Origin of the sequence: Rhizobium sp. LjRoot258, from assembly GCF_964254185.1 — a bacterium.
Lineage (GTDB): Bacteria > Pseudomonadota > Alphaproteobacteria > Rhizobiales > Rhizobiaceae > Rhizobium.
Genome location: NZ_CAXUST020000003.1, coordinates 317850 through 334341 on the forward strand (window position 1 = coordinate 317850; position 16492 = coordinate 334341).

At 56.3% G+C, this 16492-nt stretch carries 16 protein-coding genes and 1 pseudogene; 7 read left to right on the forward strand and 10 right to left on the reverse strand.

Features of this window, described 5'->3' with window-relative positions; translation table 11 throughout:
• Position 1: 1 nt before the first annotated feature.
• The 3 genes from ACSQ9D_RS29995 (at position 2) to ACSQ9D_RS30005 (ending at position 2540) form a co-directional block, all read left to right on the forward strand.
• Positions 2–862, forward strand: a complete 861-nt coding sequence (locus tag ACSQ9D_RS29995) for a sugar phosphate isomerase/epimerase family protein (RefSeq protein ID WP_436285457.1) — start codon at positions 2–4, stop codon at positions 860–862.
• 37 nt (positions 863–899) lie between these two features.
• A complete protein-coding gene (locus tag ACSQ9D_RS30000) occupies positions 900–1547 on the forward strand; it encodes a nucleoside triphosphate hydrolase (RefSeq protein WP_436285458.1) in 648 nt (215 codons plus the stop codon).
• 99 nt (positions 1548–1646) lie between these two features.
• Entirely contained in the window at positions 1647–2540 is an 894-nt protein-coding gene (locus tag ACSQ9D_RS30005; protein WP_436285459.1) for a sugar phosphate isomerase/epimerase family protein, read from the forward strand.
• Between the two features lie 419 nt (positions 2541–2959).
• On the opposite strand, the gene ACSQ9D_RS30010 is transcribed toward ACSQ9D_RS30005, so the two are convergent.
• The 8 genes and pseudogenes from ACSQ9D_RS30010 to ACSQ9D_RS30045 all read right to left on the reverse strand — a co-directional run bounded on the left by ACSQ9D_RS30010 (position 2960) and on the right by ACSQ9D_RS30045 (position 10989).
• Entirely contained in the window at positions 2960–3169 is a 210-nt protein-coding gene (locus tag ACSQ9D_RS30010) for a hypothetical protein (protein ID WP_436285460.1), read from the reverse strand.
• Positions 3170–3266: 97 nt separating this feature from the next.
• A pseudogene (locus ACSQ9D_RS30015) lies at positions 3267–3450 on the reverse strand (PfkB family carbohydrate kinase); the annotation flags it as partial.
• Complete coding sequence (locus tag ACSQ9D_RS30020; RefSeq protein ID WP_436285461.1) at positions 3447–5114, reverse strand: glycoside hydrolase family 32 protein; 1668 nt, start codon at positions 5112–5114, stop codon at positions 3447–3449. The pseudogene ACSQ9D_RS30015 and the gene ACSQ9D_RS30020, both read right to left, overlap by 4 nt.
• Before the next feature lie 114 nt (positions 5115–5228).
• Positions 5229–6584 carry a NosD domain-containing protein gene (locus tag ACSQ9D_RS30025; RefSeq protein ID WP_436285949.1) on the reverse strand — a complete coding sequence of 452 codons (1356 nt, stop codon included), beginning with the start codon at positions 6582–6584 and terminating at the stop codon, positions 5229–5231.
• A gap of 210 nt (positions 6585–6794) precedes the next feature.
• Positions 6795–7937: an ABC transporter ATP-binding protein gene (locus ACSQ9D_RS30030; protein ID WP_436285462.1), complete on the reverse strand. Its 1143-nt coding sequence runs from the start codon at positions 7935–7937 to the stop codon at positions 6795–6797.
• 13 nt (positions 7938–7950) lie between these two features.
• Positions 7951–8787: a carbohydrate ABC transporter permease gene (locus tag ACSQ9D_RS30035; RefSeq protein WP_436285463.1), complete on the reverse strand. Its 837-nt coding sequence runs from the start codon at positions 8785–8787 to the stop codon at positions 7951–7953.
• Complete coding sequence (locus ACSQ9D_RS30040; protein WP_436285464.1) at positions 8780–9661, reverse strand: carbohydrate ABC transporter permease; 882 nt, start codon at positions 9659–9661, stop codon at positions 8780–8782. Before ACSQ9D_RS30040 ends, ACSQ9D_RS30035 begins: the two co-directional genes overlap by 8 nt.
• A 68-nt stretch (positions 9662–9729) precedes the next feature.
• Positions 9730–10989: an ABC transporter substrate-binding protein gene (locus ACSQ9D_RS30045; protein WP_436285465.1), complete on the reverse strand. Its 1260-nt coding sequence runs from the start codon at positions 10987–10989 to the stop codon at positions 9730–9732.
• Between the two features lie 170 nt (positions 10990–11159).
• Here ACSQ9D_RS30045 and ACSQ9D_RS30050 point away from each other — a divergent pair, with 170 nt between their 5' ends.
• Positions 11160–12179, forward strand: coding sequence for a LacI family DNA-binding transcriptional regulator (locus tag ACSQ9D_RS30050; protein ID WP_436285466.1), 1020 nt, complete (start codon positions 11160–11162; stop codon positions 12177–12179).
• Between the two features lie 227 nt (positions 12180–12406).
• On the opposite strand, the gene ACSQ9D_RS30055 is transcribed toward ACSQ9D_RS30050, so the two are convergent.
• Together ACSQ9D_RS30055 and ACSQ9D_RS30060 are read right to left on the reverse strand one after the other, a co-directional pair.
• Entirely contained in the window at positions 12407–13342 is a 936-nt protein-coding gene (locus tag ACSQ9D_RS30055) for a HEPN domain-containing protein (RefSeq protein ID WP_436285467.1), read from the reverse strand.
• A gap of 176 nt (positions 13343–13518) precedes the next feature.
• Positions 13519–14439: a LysR family transcriptional regulator gene (locus ACSQ9D_RS30060; RefSeq protein ID WP_436285468.1), complete on the reverse strand. Its 921-nt coding sequence runs from the start codon at positions 14437–14439 to the stop codon at positions 13519–13521.
• A gap of 126 nt (positions 14440–14565) precedes the next feature.
• On the opposite strand from ACSQ9D_RS30060, the gene ACSQ9D_RS30065 reads away from it, so the two are divergent.
• The 3 genes from ACSQ9D_RS30065 to ACSQ9D_RS30075 all read left to right on the forward strand — a co-directional run bounded on the left by ACSQ9D_RS30065 (position 14566) and on the right by ACSQ9D_RS30075 (position 16489).
• Positions 14566–15132: a hypothetical protein gene (locus ACSQ9D_RS30065; protein WP_436285469.1), complete on the forward strand. Its 567-nt coding sequence runs from the start codon at positions 14566–14568 to the stop codon at positions 15130–15132.
• Positions 15129–15383, forward strand: a complete 255-nt coding sequence (locus ACSQ9D_RS30070; protein WP_436285470.1) for an Atu4866 domain-containing protein — start codon at positions 15129–15131, stop codon at positions 15381–15383. Before ACSQ9D_RS30065 ends, ACSQ9D_RS30070 begins: the two co-directional genes overlap by 4 nt.
• Positions 15384–15598: 215 nt before the next feature.
• Complete coding sequence (locus tag ACSQ9D_RS30075) at positions 15599–16489, forward strand: helix-turn-helix domain-containing protein (protein ID WP_436285950.1); 891 nt, start codon at positions 15599–15601, stop codon at positions 16487–16489.
• The last annotated feature ends 3 nt before the right edge of the window (positions 16490–16492 follow it).

The following is a 16492-nucleotide window of genomic DNA, read 5'->3' on the forward strand; positions in this document are numbered from 1 at the left end:
CGTGCAGGGTTTCGGAATTCATGCGAGCATGTGGACAATGAACTGGGATCGCGATGGTGCCGAACAGGCCATCGCCGGTGCAACCAAGCGCAACCTGGATTTCATTGAAATTCCATTGGGCGATGCACCCTCCGTCGATGCCGGCCACACTCGCGAGCTTTTGGGTAGGAACAGACTTAGGGCAGTATGCTCACTCGTGCTTCCCGAGGAAGCGTGGGCATCGAGGCGACCTGATGCAGCTATCCAACACCTCGAGATAGCAATCGACAAGGCCGCCGAAATGGGGGCTGAAGCCCTTACCGGTGTTACATACGGCGGCACTAACGAGCGAACCGGTTCGCCGCCAACCCAGGCCGAGTACGATAACATAACACGTGCGCTGGCGGCTGCGGCGAGACGGGCTAAATCCAGAGGCATCCAACTCGGCGTCGAAGCCGTAAACCGCTACGAAAGCCATCTCGTCAATTCCGCAGAGCAAGCGGTGGCGATGGTCGAGCGTATTGGAATGGACAATATGTTCGTTCATCTGGACACATTCCATATGAACATCGAGGAAAAGGGTGCTGCCAACGGCATTCTCGTTGCTCGCGACCACCTCAAGTACATGCATTTGTCGGAGAGCGATCGCGGGACCCCAGGCGCTGGAAACGTCCCCTGGGATTCGATCTTCGTTGCCCTTTCGGCGATCGGCTTCAGGGGCGCTCTGACCCTCGAGAGCTTTGTCAGCATGCCGCCCGAGATGGCAGGTGACATATCCACGTGGCGTCCGGTTGCCCGCGATGAAGAGGAAGTCATGGGCATTGGTCTGTCGTTCCTGCGCGGCAAGGCCGCGCAATACGGACTGCATGACCTCGGTGCATAAGTCTCAGTCTGTCAGGCCGATAGTTGTGAGGAACTCCTTGAGCAAGATTGATGTAAACGCCGGTGAGATCGCAAAGGTCGCTGTTCAACGGCTGTCGGAAAACGGCGGCAAGAGAATATTGATCGCCATGGCAGGAGCGCCTGGATCAGGCAAATCCACTCTCGCTGAAAGGGTCGTGCAGAGCCTCAAGACAGAACACGCTGTAAGGGCGGCTCTGTTCCCTATGGATGGCTATCACTACGATGATGCTGTGTTGGAACAGATGGGCCGGCGACCGTACAAAGGAGCCATCGATACCTTCGACGCACACGGGTTCCGCCACATGCTCGAGCGGCTCAAAGCGAACGAGGACGACGTCATTGCTGTCCCCGTGTTCGATCGTATGATCGAAATTGCGCGGGCAGGGGGAAGTCTGATCCCCCAATCGACAGACATCATCGTCTGCGAAGGAAACTACCTTCTTGCCCGCCAGGCCCCGTGGGACAAGCTCAAGAAAATTTTCGACTTCACCGTGTTCGTTGACGTTACCGAAGACAATCTGAGGCAACGGCTCCAGGATCGCTGGCGGGCATTCGGGCTCGATCCCAAAGAAATCAATCGCAAGGTCGAAGAGAACGATTTGCCGAACGGCCTTGCCATCATATCGGGCAGCGCCGAGCCCGACCGTCGCATCGACAACAACTAACTCGCCAAGACGGACCGGAGGCGCTTCGGTTCGCCGCTTTCATCCTGACCCGGTGTGTCCCGGTCGGATTCAAATGAGCCACAACGATAGGAGCACGAGATGAACAAGCTAGGTGTACACGCTTTGGTCTGGGAAAAAGGCTGGAGCCACGAAGAATGCGAACGCGCGATCGCGAAGACGGCCGAGGTAGGTTATGACTTCATTGAGGCTCCCGCACTTGATCCAAGTTCAATCGACATCGATTTCACTCGCCGCGCCCTTGAGAAACACGGGATCGGGATCAATTTCTCGCTGGGTCTGGACGCCGACACCGACATCTCGAGCGGCGATATCGAGAAGGCAAAGCGCGGCAAGGCCAAGCTTGAGCAGGCCCTGTCAGTCGCCCGCGACCTTGGTGCGACGCATGTCTGCGGCATTCTCCATTCGGCCTTCCAGAAGAACAGCATCCCCACGACGGCGGCCGGTGTAGCGATGTCCGTCGAAATTCTTGGTCAGGTCGCCGAAACGGCTGCGAAGAGCAACATCGTCCTCGGCCTCGAAGTCGTTAACCGCTACGAATCCAACGTGCTGAACACGGCGTCTCAGGGCGTCGAACTATGCAAGCGGATCGGGGCCGACAACGTGAAGGTTCATCTCGATGTCTACCATATGAATATCGAAGAGTCCGACGTTCCCTCAGCCATCAAAGATACCGGTAGCTACCTCGGTTACTTCCACACAGGCGACTCCCACCGCGGTTACATGGGCTCCGGAACGATTGATCTGGCCGGCGTCTTCCGCGCCATCGTCGCATCCGGCTACACCGGGCCTATCACGTTCGAGAGTTTCTCCTCGCGCGTCGTCGGCCAGCCGTTGGAAGGCATCCTCGGAATTTGGCGCAATCTGTGGGAGGACGGATATGATCTGGCATCCCACGCGCTCATGTATACGCGCGCTCAATTGAAGTCTGCTCAAGAGGCGCAGCGTCAGGCCGAGCGGAGTCGACTGCCGTAGGAGAAAGTTGCCTCGCGCGGTCAAACCCCGTCGCGTCCAGAGTGGCCTGCTCACTGTCGGGCCACTCCCGCTTCCAAAGCTTCCTGGCATCTAAGGAAACGGTCGGGCATCTTCGGGAGGCCTTACGATGGGGCTCCATTGGGCCTCCTGTAGCAAGAGTGATTCTTCGATTGGCTCGCCCGGCGGAGTCACGATCGTCGAGACGCGCTATTCCGAAGGATTGCTACGGCCTCCGATAAGGCGATCGTCGTCCTGAACAGCGAAGGCGGCAGCGTCAAAGCCGGGGTGCAAACGCTTGGATGACTGTCACCAGCGTTCCGGCGACTTTGCGAGCCATCGCGCCTTACGGGCAACTTTGGAGTTAAAGCACCCGCGCGGAAAGGCCAGACCCCAAGTTTCGCGCCGTCCCATCAGCGCGTTCAACCTTCTGGGGCTACATCCCATTTTTGTTTCATTTCTTTGCCTCGTTTTTCGGGGTCTTCTTCGTGCATTTTTTTCATTTTCTCCGCCACGTCAGGATGCTTGTCCATAACATGGCTTGTCATCTTCTTAACCATTTCGTCCCATGTTTGTGCAGAGAGCTTCTCATCGCATGCGCCGCCGAGTTCGCGGCATGTCATTGTCTTCATCTGACCTCTCCTGGTTTGCTCGAGAGGAAACATCTGAATTCGTTGGTCGGCCAAATACGATCACATGCGACGTGTCGACTTGGCTTTCCGCTGAGATAAGTTGCTCTCCGAACAGATCATTCAACAGACCGGTCAACATGCCGGTTCGTATGCCCAGTCGTCCCAAAGCAATTGCAGTGTTGAAGACGGCGGCCGCCGGCATGAGGAACGAAGGCCCTGCCTCCGTCGATTGTCGACGCCGGAATCATGTCAATCATCGCTTCGCCGCAGCAGAGAATCATTTCGAATACCTTTCAAGCACCTGCGTTGATGCAGTGGTTGAGATTTCCAGGCGATCGGGGTCGATATTCACGTAGCCGCGGCGCGTTCCACAAACCGCTCCGCCGTCGGCGAAGATCTCGACGATTCCGAAGTCATGAAACAGACGAAGGTCTCTCGCCTCGCCGAGCTTCGCCACATAGTGGATTGAGCCGTCGTCCTGGGCGAGGCGAACCGAAAGGATGCCGTCGGCGACGCTCACCTCGAAAGCAATCTCGCCACCTTTCGTCGCGACAAGCTTGCTGCCTTCGAGCGGCCCGGCAAGCCGAATTTCAATGGGAGCTTTCGGCAGCGAGTATTGGCCACTTTGGTTCTCAATGACAGGGTCGGCGGCATAGCGCTCGTCGACTTCAATCACTGGCAGCATGAGCAGCTTCTTCTTATCTTCGCTCAGGCTTAAAACGCGCGGCAGGGACATCTCGCCGGAATAGGATGAACCCTCGGGCTTGCGGTATTCCCAGTTGAAAAGCCAGGCAAACGCGATCTGACGTCCGTCTGCCTGGAAACTCTGCATCGCGTAATAGTCAGTCCCGAAATCCAGCAATTGCAGTTCCGGCGTGTCGGGAACGAAATGGTCCTCGTTCAACTCACCGATCAGCGCGTAAAGAAGATTGTGGCGCCGTGTTCGCGGCTCGACATGGCCCACAAAGCCCATCACCAGAACCCACTTATCCCCCAGCCGAAGAAAATCCGGGCATTCGACCGCACGTGCGCCTTCTTGGCGGAAGTTAACCGGCGCACGGTATAGCGGCCTGAGATATTGCCAATCGAGGCCATCGCCGGAGCCGAACAACAAGACCGCGGGATCGCCCTCGATCGATGCGCCGAGTATCATGCGATAGGCGTTGGCTGCGTCGTCCCACCAAACCTTTGGATCGCGGAAGTCGTGCTCGACCCCGTCGGGACGCTGCTCCAACACCGTCACAATGCCTTCCGCCTTGGTCATCCGCCGATCTGGGCGCGCTATTTTCTGAATTTCCCGATAACCTTTGAAAAGGTCATAGGCGGGCAGGCGCTCGGTGTAAAAGAACATCAAGCTTCCATCTCGATCCCGAAAGGCGTTGCCGGAGAATGCGCCTCCTGTGGCGCCGAGGCGCCACAGGTTCTGTTCTGGATGCAGAAATACCGGCATGTGAAGCCAATTGACCAGATCGCGGCTGGTCGCATGTCCCCAGTGCATCGGTCCCCAATCACTGCCGCTGGGATGGAATTGATAAAAAAGGTGCCATAGCTCGCCGAGCTTGCAGAGACCTACGGGGTCGTTCATCCAATGCCGGATTGGCGAGAAATGAAGCGCGGGACGATCCGGATCGGACCGAAGCCAATCTTCAATTTCCGCACCGGTGCGTTGAAGGATCCCTTTCTCCGAAAACTCGAACACTGTTATACCGGTCTCGTTCACGGTTTGAGGCTGATACCCATAGGCCCAAAGAACAGCGTCCGGCGCATTGCTGACAATGGTGACCTCGCAAGCTTCCCTGTGGTGATACTTGAAGAACTCCGGATGGATGGCAAATGACGGAACCTGCCAAACCGTTTTCCCATCAATGTTGATACGAAAAAAGCCGTCGCCCGAGGCCCAAAATTCCAAGCGGTACCCCGAGGGTAGGAATAGGTTTTGCTTCATCAACGGGCCACTTTCCCGTTTTCCATTTGGTTCGTCATGAACACAACTCCGAATAGTCACTGAATTTTCGACAGACGGTCTAGCTACGCTCGGTCTATATTGAAACTTTGCCGACTATTGCCCAGGAACTGGAGTGCCCCTAAATGCATTCATTGTTCTGTCCATCTCAACCTGTTCGTCATTGCCTGAATCTAGGACTGTATTCCGTACCGACCCCTTTTGCACCAGTACTGCTGTTACTTCGAGTGCCTTCAAATTGTTAGTTGAAAGCAATGCGCCCACTTGTGTTGAAAAACAGGCACTGTTTGGTGCATCGTTGATTTGCGATATTTCGGTTGTGGCCACAATGTGATTATTGGCTATGTAATTGCCGCTACCGGAAACCACATTAATTATCACAGGCTTTACGGCGAGAGGCTTGATATATTGAGTATCTATTGTTTCTGTAATGTGGTTCGCGATTACCGAATTGTTGCTGCCATCAATTTGCAAAAGTCCGAACAGATCATCCAAGCCGTTATCGTACTTCTGCATGGGCGCCCATGGCTCGCGATCTCGCAAAAAGTGATTTGAGGAAACCAAGTTCTCGCAACAGTTAGCAGCAAAAACCAACATACCGGGATAGAAGGAATGGAATCTATTTCCTGTGATCGAGGAACGCACCACGCCCGAAAAATAGACACTGCTAGCTCCTCGAGGAAATACGTTGTTTGAGGATACTAGAATGCCCCCATAATTTTCAGCGTAAATGGAATGTCCCCTATATCCGGCGCCGACAAAATTATTTGCTATTCTTGAGGCCTGCCCCATACCTTTCAATTCGATACAGTTGCCGCACTCTGCAATGAAATTGTTATCTATCGCCAGCGCATCTGCATCATGAACAGTAACTCCATGCTCCAGATAGATAAGACCCATCCCGGTTATTCGGAATGAGTCATTGGCGCTGCCTACATAGATTCCCGTTTTGCCATTCTTGTATGTATTTTCTGCATCATTTTGTCCCGAACCATCGTCAATGAAGTGCAGGCCATCGATGCAAAAGTCAGCAAACTCCACAGAGCTCATACGAGGATTTCCGGTGCGCTTAACATAAAACGCGGCTCCAGCAGCCTCACCGTCGGCGGCCTCTGGAGAAATGTCCGCAAGTATGCGACTTCCGCCCGGCCACACTTCGTGCCAGTGTGCCAGCTCGTTTGCGGGTGTGTTGAAACGGATGCTCGAAGACGTAAAACCATGTCCAGAGCCCACAATTTTCAGATAGCTCACGTCTATAACGACTTGAGTGACAAGACGATAATCGCCTGGCGGTATATGGATAACTGCTCCAGGTTTTCCGCCATCATTTAGATCGGAAACCGGTTGCCTGCTTTTAATATCCGCAACGATGCTATTGATGACCGCTCCAATATCCTCATAGGGGTTCCCTACGGGATACTTTGTTACGTCGTAATAGTTTTCGCTAACCATTGTTAATGTCTCCTCGGACATTTCTTATTCCACAGCGAGAGTAGACTGATGTGCTTGATTGGCTTGTTGCTCGCGAGCCACCTGGGGAAAATGCGTTCAACCAGCTCTCTGTTTGAGTTTGGAGCAGGATCCTAGCGGGAGATCAGAAAGAGTTGCAGGCATCTGGTGGCGATAGATGGGCTAGTCATACTTGTTTTCTCCTGGCTCCCATCACCAGATGCTGGTGCGGGTGTCCGGTTCAAAGAAGTGAAGTTCTTCGGCATCGACAGCGATGCGCGCGATGTCACCTGCGCGTACTGTGCTCTTCGGAGAAAAACGGGCTACAGCAGCTTTTTCGTCGCCGATGTCGGCGACGGCGTCCGGGTCGCCAGCATCCACCCAGGGTGCGTCGATATTCAGATGAACCATGGATTCAGACCCTAGCGCCTCAACAAGAGTGACCGGGGCCGAGATCTCGGCCGAAGAAGGCCGGATTGCGGCGTCGTTCATGTGCTCGGGCCGGATGCCGACAATGACCTGAAGGTTAGACGCACCGTTGAGCGAGGGGCGGTATTCGAAAACCCGGTCAGGGATTTCGAAACTGTTGCTGCCTAGGGTCAGCGTCCTTCCATTCAGAACGGCCTCGTACAAGTTCATCGAGGGCGATCCGATAAAGGCCGCGACAAAGACATTGTCAGGGCGATTGTATAGGTTTTGCGGTGTGTCGACTTGCTGCAGCACGCCGCCTTTCATGACAGCTACGCGGTCACCCATCGTCATCGCCTCGACCTGGTCGTGGGTCACGTAAATCGTAGTGACATTCAGTTTTCTTTGGAGGCTGGCGATCTCGGCGCGCATCTGCACGCGCAGCTTGGCATCGAGGTTCGACAACGGTTCATCCATCAGGAAGGCCGCTGGTTTGCGGACGATTGCTCGTCCCATGGCGACACGCTGACGCTGGCCTCCTGAAAGGAGTGCTGGCCTGCGGTCGAGCAAAGTCGTCAGTTCGAGGATGCGTGCGGCTTCGTCTACGCGGCTGGCAATCTCGGTCTTCGGCAGGCCTGCCATGAGCATGGGAAAGGCAATGTTCTCCCGCACTGTCTTGTGCGGGTAGAGCGCATAGGACTGGAAGACCATGGCGATGTCGCGATCCTTGGGATCGACATCGTTGACTAACTTGTCACCGATCCTGAGTTCACCGCTAGTAATGCTCTCCAGACCAGCGATCATCCTGAGCGCCGTCGACTTTCCACATCCTGAAGGACCGACGAAAACCATGAACTCGCCATCCCTGATGTCGAAGCTCAGATCGTGCAGAGCGTGAAAGTTGTTTCCATAGACCTTGTTGATATTGCGCAGTTCTATGCCGGCCATGCCTTTGCCTCCCTCATCCCTTTACAGCGCCGAAAGTCAGGCCGCCGACGATTTGTTTTTGAAGTGCGAGCGTTACGATGATGACCGGCAGCGAGTAGAGGACGGCCGCAGCTGTCATCGCCCCCCAGGCAAGCCCATAGACCGAATTGTATTCGGCGATGACGATCGGCGCCGTTTTGGTCGCCTCCGACGTCAACAGCAGCGCGTAGAGGAACTCGTTCCAGCTTGTGATGAAGGTAAAGAGTGCGGTCACCGCTATCCCACCCGTCATGACCGGAAGGATGATCTTTCGAAAGGCCTGGAAACGTGTGCAGCCATCCATGCGTGCTGCTTCTTCGAGTTCCTTCGGCATGCCTTCGAAGAAGGCGGACATGAGCAACAGCGCCAGCGGCACGGCGGCCGAGGTGTGGGCGAGAACCAGGCCCGGAATCGTATCAAGCAGGCCCAGAGACTTTAGAAGCTGGAACAGTGGCACACCCAGGGACACCGACGGCACCATGCGCGTGACCAGTGCGAAGAGCAGGAAAAGCGTCGTGATCCGGCGTCGGTACTGTGTGGCGACATAGGCGGCGGGAACGGCCACCGCCAGCGAAAGCGCAGTCGTCAGCACCGCCACAGTGAGAGAGTTGACGAAAGCTCTCGGCAGGGTCGACGATTGCAGGACTTCGCGAAAATTCTCGAACGATAGAACGGCGGGAAAGAAGCTCGGCGGGATCTGCTGGACATCGGCCGCCGGCTTGATGGAGGTCATGAGCAGATATATGTACGGCAGCGCGTAGGACAGCACGAGTACAAGGGCCGCGGCGTTGACTAGGACACTGCTGATATTGAGACGGCGCGCTTTATGCATGGGCCGGCCTCCAAATCTTCCAATAGGCAACGGCGGCGAAAAGCATCATGACAATGAGGAACAGGGCGCCGGATGCGGACGCCTCGCCGAGATCGCCGAAACGAACCATGCGCTGGTAGATGTTCATCGAGAACACTTCCGAGGCGTGGCGGGGACCACCTTGGGTCTGTATCCAGATGAGGTCGAAAGTCTTGGCTGCATCCACGCCGCGCACGATCACGACGACGGCGATCACCGGCCGCATTAGCGGCAGGGTGACGTGCCAGAACCGCTTGACCGTGTTCGCCCCGTCGATCCTTGCGGCTTCCAGCAGATCCCTTGGGATGTTCGTCAATCCGGCATACGACACAAGGGCGACGAAAGAGGTGGTCAGCCAGATGTCGGCAAAGGAAACAGAATAAATGACGATATCTTCACTGGACAGCCATGCGATCGCATTGGGATCGCTGATGAGCCCAAGGCGGACCAGGCCGTAGTTCAGGATGCCGATATTGCCGACCAGCAGGAACCGCCACAGCAGGCCCGCGACGATGGGCGGAACCATCAACGGCAGAGCGAAGATCGTACGGTGCCACCGCGACCCCCCAGCCATGGCCGAAAACAGCAGCGCGGCACAGAAACCGAAGGTGAATTCGAAGAACAACGCGAAGACCGAATATTGAAGGGTCCTCAGAGCGCTCTCCGCGACTCGTTTCGACGTCAACGCGTCGACATAGTTCTGCAGCCCGACCCATTCGCGTATGTGGGGCGTGATCGTGTCGACCTTGAAAAAGGAGTCGAATATCAGGAGCCCCACCGGGTAAGCGACCAGCAAGCCGAGGATCGCAACCGCGGGCGCAAGCATGTAGAGCACAAATCGGTCTTCACCCGACATGTCCGTCTCCGAGAGCTGATAATGCGGGCGGTATCTCATCCACCCGCGATGTTGAGGAAAGTGTCGGATTAGTTGAGGATGTCCTCAATCGTGCCCTTGGCTTCCTTCAGCACTTCTCCGACATCCGCCTTGCAGGTCAGCGCCTCTTGGACGGCGGGCAGGACACCTTCGTCGACGATTTCCTGATATTTCTCGTTGATCGGCCGGCCTTGCGTCGCAGGCGCGCTCAGCGTCTCAAGAAGCGGGGTAAAGTGCTCATAACCTGGTTTGCCGGAATAGCTGCGATAGGCGGAATTCGTCGCGGCAAGGCCGAGTGGCGCTTCGATGCCCAGCGCATTGTTGGCGATGGCGAAAGCAATGAATTTCTTCGCCGCGTCCTTGTGCTGGGAGGTCGAGGGGACAACGTTGTACCAGGGGCCGGGAATAGCTGCGATTCCAGCGTCACCGGTCAGCATCGGTACGACGCCGACCTTGCCGCTGACCTTGGAATCCGCTGGCGTCATCTTGTGGGCATGCGCCCAGAACTTCATCATGGCCGTCTTGCCCTGATAGAACAGGTTCTGCGCCTCACCCCAGCCGATTTCGTTCACGTTTTCCGGGACGGAATGATCGGTGCAATGTGGTGCGATGTAGAACTCGAGTGCTTTCTTGTGCGCCTCATTGTCGATGATGACCTTGCCTTCCTTGTCGAGGATCACGCCGGGTGAGCCCGCTTGCAGCACATGCGCCATCCATTCCTCCGAGAAGGTGCCGATCGTGTCGGTGCCCCAGAAGTCGGTCTTGCCATCACCATCGGTATCACGCGTGAAGAATTTCGCGATGTCACGCCATTGCTGCCAGGTCTTGGGAGGAGCGAGGGGATAGCCATATTTTGCCTGAAAGGCCTCCTTTTCTTCCGGCTTGTCGAAGAGATCCTTGCGATAGAACACGATCTCCGCATTGGCCCAGGCAGGCATGCCGATCAGTTTGTCACCGACTTTCGCGTCGGCAAGCAAGGAAGGCGGCAGGTCCGCACGAACCGCATCTGTGAAAAGAGGCGAGAGGTCGTCGACATGGCTTGCGAACTTCGCATTCCACACGACGTCGATCGTCACGACGTCGAAAGCTGAAGAGCCGGAGGCGATTTCGGCCGAGAACTTATCAAAGACACCCTGATCGGGAACGACGGTAAAGTTCACCTTGATGTCGGTTTCGGCAGTAAACTTCTCCGCGACTGCTTTCTGCAGCATCTCGCCGCCGCCTTCCACCAGGATATTGATGGTTTCGGCTCTGGCAAAGGCCGCCATGAAAACAAGCGCAAGCGCGCTAGCACCAACCAGTTTCTTCATCGATTCCTCCCTTGCTTGCCAGGGCGCTTGCGTTGGCGCCCTTGCTTGGCAGGAACATAGTCGCCTTATGACGACGTTGTCAACGCGTATTGTCGACGTTGTCAGAAAAATATGTCGACGTTGTCATATAACTGGTTTAGAACGGTGCCCAGCAAGGAGATTGGCGGGACATGGTCAGCATTATCAGCGTCGCGAAAGCGGCCGGGGTTTCCAACAAAACAGTTTCACGGGTTATCAACGGTGAACCTTATGTGACTGAGGAGACCCGGGAGAGAGTGGAGAAGGCTATCCGGGACCTCGGCTATATTCCAAACATGGCGGCGCGCCTCATACGTTCGAGCCGTTCCAACACCTTCGGCATCATCACAGATTATGTGTCTACCACACCTTATTCGGTCGACATTGTGCGAGGAATACAGGATTGGGCAAATGCGAACGGGAAGACCATCCTCATGGCAAATACTGGCGGCTCTTCCGAGAGAGAGGCTGAAGTTTGGAAAATGTTCCAGTCCCATCGGATTGACGGCGTTCTTTATGTGACAATGTACCGTCGCACCGTGGATCCTGAGGCAGGCGATGTCCGGATTCCGACGGTAATGATCAACTGCAGGCCTCAGACGAACGAACTGCTACCGTCTATCGAGCCTGATGACTACCAGGGCGCGCAAGACCTTACCCGCTATCTGCTTGACAGGGGTCATCGAAAGATCGGCTACATCCGGCTCAATCCCATCTTGTTGGGTGCGCAACTGCGCCTCGATGCCTTCCGTAAAACCGCTGGAGACTTTGGCCTTGCAGAGAGCGACCTGAGTATCCGTCTGGGCATGGAAGGACCGGTTGGAGCGGAGAAGAACTACGTTTTTGCCGCTGCGACAGAGATGCTCCAACAAAAGGATCGACCGACTGCAATCATGAGCGGCAATGACGAAATGACGATCCAAATCTACATCGCGGCAATGGCATTGGGTCTCCGCATCCCCGAGGATGTCAGTATTGTCGGCTTTGACGATTTCCGGACGGTTTCCCTGGCGCTGAAGCCGGAACTGACCACTGCGGCTTTGCCTTATTACGATTTAGGTCTGGAAGGGGCGGAATTGTTGAATAGCGTGGTGGCGGGAAGCAAGGCTCGTCCGAGCAGTCGCGTTATGCCCTGTAAACTGGTCGAGCGAACATCCGTGTGCTCCTTATAATCTGATTTCCAGAACCGAGAACGTCTGGTCGAGCGAGCAATTCGGCCTGATTTCTCAGCGCGTAAGCGGCAAAGGGAAAGCGGTGGTTATGGGGATTTGGTGGCACTTGGTACGTCTTCAGGCTGATAAAAGCGAACCACTAAACTGCTTGGCGAGCATTATGCCGCGAAAGGTGAATTCGGGACTCCGCGTTCTGTCCCATTCAAGGCGGACCTTCTCCCAAAGCCCTACAAGGAAAGCCGTTCGCGACAAATAGCTTCTACGAGATCCTGCAGGGCCTTAACGCGCTCAGCAAGCCAAGCGAGTTCCTCGGTGGTGATTGCGTATTTCGACGAATATCGTGCCTCGACATAAGCCCGTGATAGCAATTCGAAACACCGGCGAGAAAACCGGCTGTCGCGCGGCCACGCGGCGATTAGTCGGCCGTCTACGCCCTCGGCCTGAGAGCGCAACACCTTAATTCGATGTGATTTGGGGCTATAGAGGGTGAGCGTCAGCAGGGCGCAATGATAGGCGCGTTCGGTGGCTTGATGCAGCATGAATGCTCCGTCGCGCCACATGCCATTTGATATGCCGAATTCAGCGAATTTTGATGCTTCTGCAGACAGCTTGTACCACTGTTCGAAGTAAATCTTCGCCTCACGCTGCTCCTCCTCCGCCGTCAGCGGCTTCGGCTCTGCCAGGGGATGACCAGGCTGTTCGTACAAAACGATGCCGTCTCTGGCGATATCGACGAAGAAGGGCCGACCGCGGGCGAGCTGATCGTTGACATCCGCCAGCGTGTGGATGATCGGGACGACCGGGGTTTCGATGCGATGGCCGATCTGCTCTTTCAACAGCTGCTCGTCGATGCCTTGCCAGAGGTCATGCTCGTCGGCAAAGGCCTTGGTGTTGGCGACGATCAACAGGTCGTAATCAGAGCGGTAGCCGCTGAGGCGATCCTCGACCCAGTCACCCCGGGCAAACGATCCGTAAAGGATGACCTTCAGGATCCGGCCGGCGCCTTTCTTCTCGGAGAGCTTTGTCGACTGGAAGCGTTCGACCTCAGCAAACAGGATCTCGATGATGCGCGCCAGCTCGCGCCGCTTCCTGTCCGGCAGGTGCTCAATGTGATCAGTCAGGGTCAAAGCAGCGTCGAAGCCTTCAGTGTGAATCGCATCCATCGTAGCGGTTCCATCGTGATTGCACACCCTAAAGCTTTTACGCGAAGTCTAGCGCGAATACAATCAAGAGCTGGGTTAGCGCTCGCTCAACTCGAAATCTTGAGGCCAATGCACGAGCATTCCGACGCGCCAATTTTTATAACTGGATACCGCAAGCACGACGCCCTCATCATGGCTCATCGGGCGCCTTGCGCGGTGCCTGCTCCAGGCCGTCTGTACTCGCGAACATGGTGAATGAGCGCGCGCAGCTTGGGTGCCATGTTCCGCCGGTTCGGGAAGTATAGAAAGAATCCGGGAAAGGGTGGCAGGTAATCGTCGAGTGCCGTGATCAGCTCGCCGCGATCAATATAGGGACGAAATGTCTCTTCCAATGCAAACGTGATACCGCCGCCGGCGAGCGCTGTCCGGATCATCAGGCGCAGGTCGTTTGTCGTAATTTGCGGCTCGACGGCCACGTCGAAGGCTATGCCGTCCTGCTCGAATTCCCATCGGTAGGGAGCTGCGCTAGGCGATGGGCGCCATCCGATGCAACGATGATGCGCCAATTCCCGTGGATGGCGCGGGGTCCCGTGGAGCTCGAAATACTGTGGCGAGGCAACCACCACTCCTCTCTCTTCTCTCGTCAGCGGGACCGCCACCATATCCTGCTCAATCACTTCGCCCAGCCGCACCCCCGCATCGAAGCCGGCGGCAACGATGTCGAACATATCGTCGGTCACCGTTACGTCGAGCATAACACCCGGGTGGGCCTCGGCAAACGAAGCGATCAGTGGGCCGGAGAGAAACTGTTCCGCAATCGACGCGACTGCAATCCGCAGCAAGCCGCGAGGCCTGACGTCACCCGCCACCTCATCGAATGCGGATTTTACGTCGGCCATTGGCTGGGAAAGTGCTTCACGAAAACGGTTGCCCGCCTCGGTAAGACGCACGCTGCGCGTAGTGCGGCTGACAAGCGCGATACCGCAGATGTCCTCCAGCCGTCTAAATCCTTGGCTCACGGCAGAACGCGTGACGCCGAGGCGGTCAGCGGCTGCCCTGAAATTCCCCTCTTCAGCGACGGCGAGAAAGACAGGCAGAAGGTTCAGGTCGATTGTCATTGTCGAATTTCACTAACCAATCAGGTTAGCCAACAGGAGATACAAGCGACAATCGAATTTGTCTACCTATTCCTCGTGCCGACGAACCTGACTTGGCGGCACGACGACAAAAGGAAGGTAGCCCCCATGACACACGTCAAAATCATACTCGCCGCTGCTATCGCTATTGGCGCCTGCGCCGGACCTGTTGCTGCACAGGATAACTCATGTCCCCGAAAGGGCGCCGATGCTCCCTTGGCACTGCATGCAGACTGGATCATGAAAGGCTGGGAGCGTCATGAGGGCGACCCCAGTTTCGTATTCTCTCAAAAGCTGAGCAGGTACTACGACTTGAGAGACACAAATGGCGTTTTCTACGACAATTTCGCACCCGGCGACGCCCAGCTCTTTCGCGATTCGGCCCGCTATGGCGCAAACTGGGAGGCGCTGCAAAACGCCGCACGATCGGTTCACCATGGCCTGACCGGTGGCCACGATGCGATTGTCGGCGACACCGTCGCTTCAACGACGCTTGGTTTCGTCGGTCGTATCGACCGTCTTGACGGCAAGGTCATCGCGTTCGACGGTCGCTCGCAGCTCGGCTGGGAATGCACCGGCGGAAAATGGAAAATCCATCATGAGCTGAATTATGCATGGATCGTTAAGCCCGAAAGCATCCAGCAGTTCCTGGGCAAGGCGGGGACCGCGCAATGACCGCCGTTGCCACGTCATACCACCCATATGTTGGCATGTGGGAGACCGCGGACGGCCGGATCCGGCACGAGTTGCTCCCAAACGGACGTTACGATGAGGCGCGCGGCTCACGCGAAAGCGCCTATCAAGGGCGGTACGCAGTGTCCGGAAATCACATCAAGTATTGGGACGATACCGGTTTTACCGCCGACGGCGATTTTGTCGATGACGTTCTGCACCATGCCGGGATGGTTCTGTACCGCAGGGGGTAGGCAAAAGACGCAGTCACCATCTACCCTGATCTGAAGGCGGTATCTGACGCGACACCGCCTTTTGCGCGTGACGTATCTCCGATTGCGTCCAGACCATTGATTATACCGACCCTTGTCGGTCGGCACGATGAATACCCTTATTCGAGGACGGAAGTCGCCACACCTGGAGCCACAATGGCAGTTGATCGTCGAGAGGAAAAACATCGTCAGTCCCGATCCGAACGTCGCCGGCCGGGCTGGAAACATACATTGCCGGCAGAACACTCGTCAGTGGGGATGGACCAGCCTGGACGGATATATTCGTGCAGGTGTTTTCCCGTTTGAAGGTGCAGCAGCCTTTTCTTGTTCCGGCGGTCGCCGAGCCCCTGATTGTTTGGGTGATATCCGGGCAGGCATGTGTGGAAGAACGGGATCTGGGTGGGGAGTGGGAGGCTAACACCGTTAAGGTTGGGGACTTTTTCCTGACGCGGTCGCCTACTCCGTATGAGATGCGCTGGCGTGCCGAGGGAGACGAGCCATTCCAGGTAATGCATCTCTATCTCTCCGTTCAGCTGTTTGATCGGGTGGCCGAAGAGATTCTCGGCAAGGCTGCCAGCGCGATGCGCTTGCGCGACATTTCGGGCGGCCGCGATCAACAGCTTTCTAACATACTCGAGTTGATCCATGCTGAACTGACGGCAGAAGGGCAGGGAAGCCGCCTCTTCGTTCAGGGATTGGCACAAGCGCTCACCGTTCATCTTATCCGGCAATACGCGAGACATGACGCAGAGACGCGGCCATCGAATGCGCTTCCCGGCGCAAAGCTACGGCGGACCATTGCGTTCATGGAGGCGCACCTGGAGGAGCCTCTTAATCTCGCACGTTTGGCGCAAATGGCCGGCATGAGCGAGTTCCATTTCAGCCGTCTCTTCAAGAAGGCAACCGGCCTCTCTCCATCGCGCCACTTCATTCGCCAACGCATAGCCAGGGCCCAGCAACTTCTGCAGGAGACCGACACCAGCATTATCGAGGTCGGCATGTCGGTTGGATATTCGAGTCCAAGCCATTTTGCTCAGATTTTCCGCCGGGAGGCAGGCGTCTCGCCTAGTGATTATCGCCGCAGCTAGGAT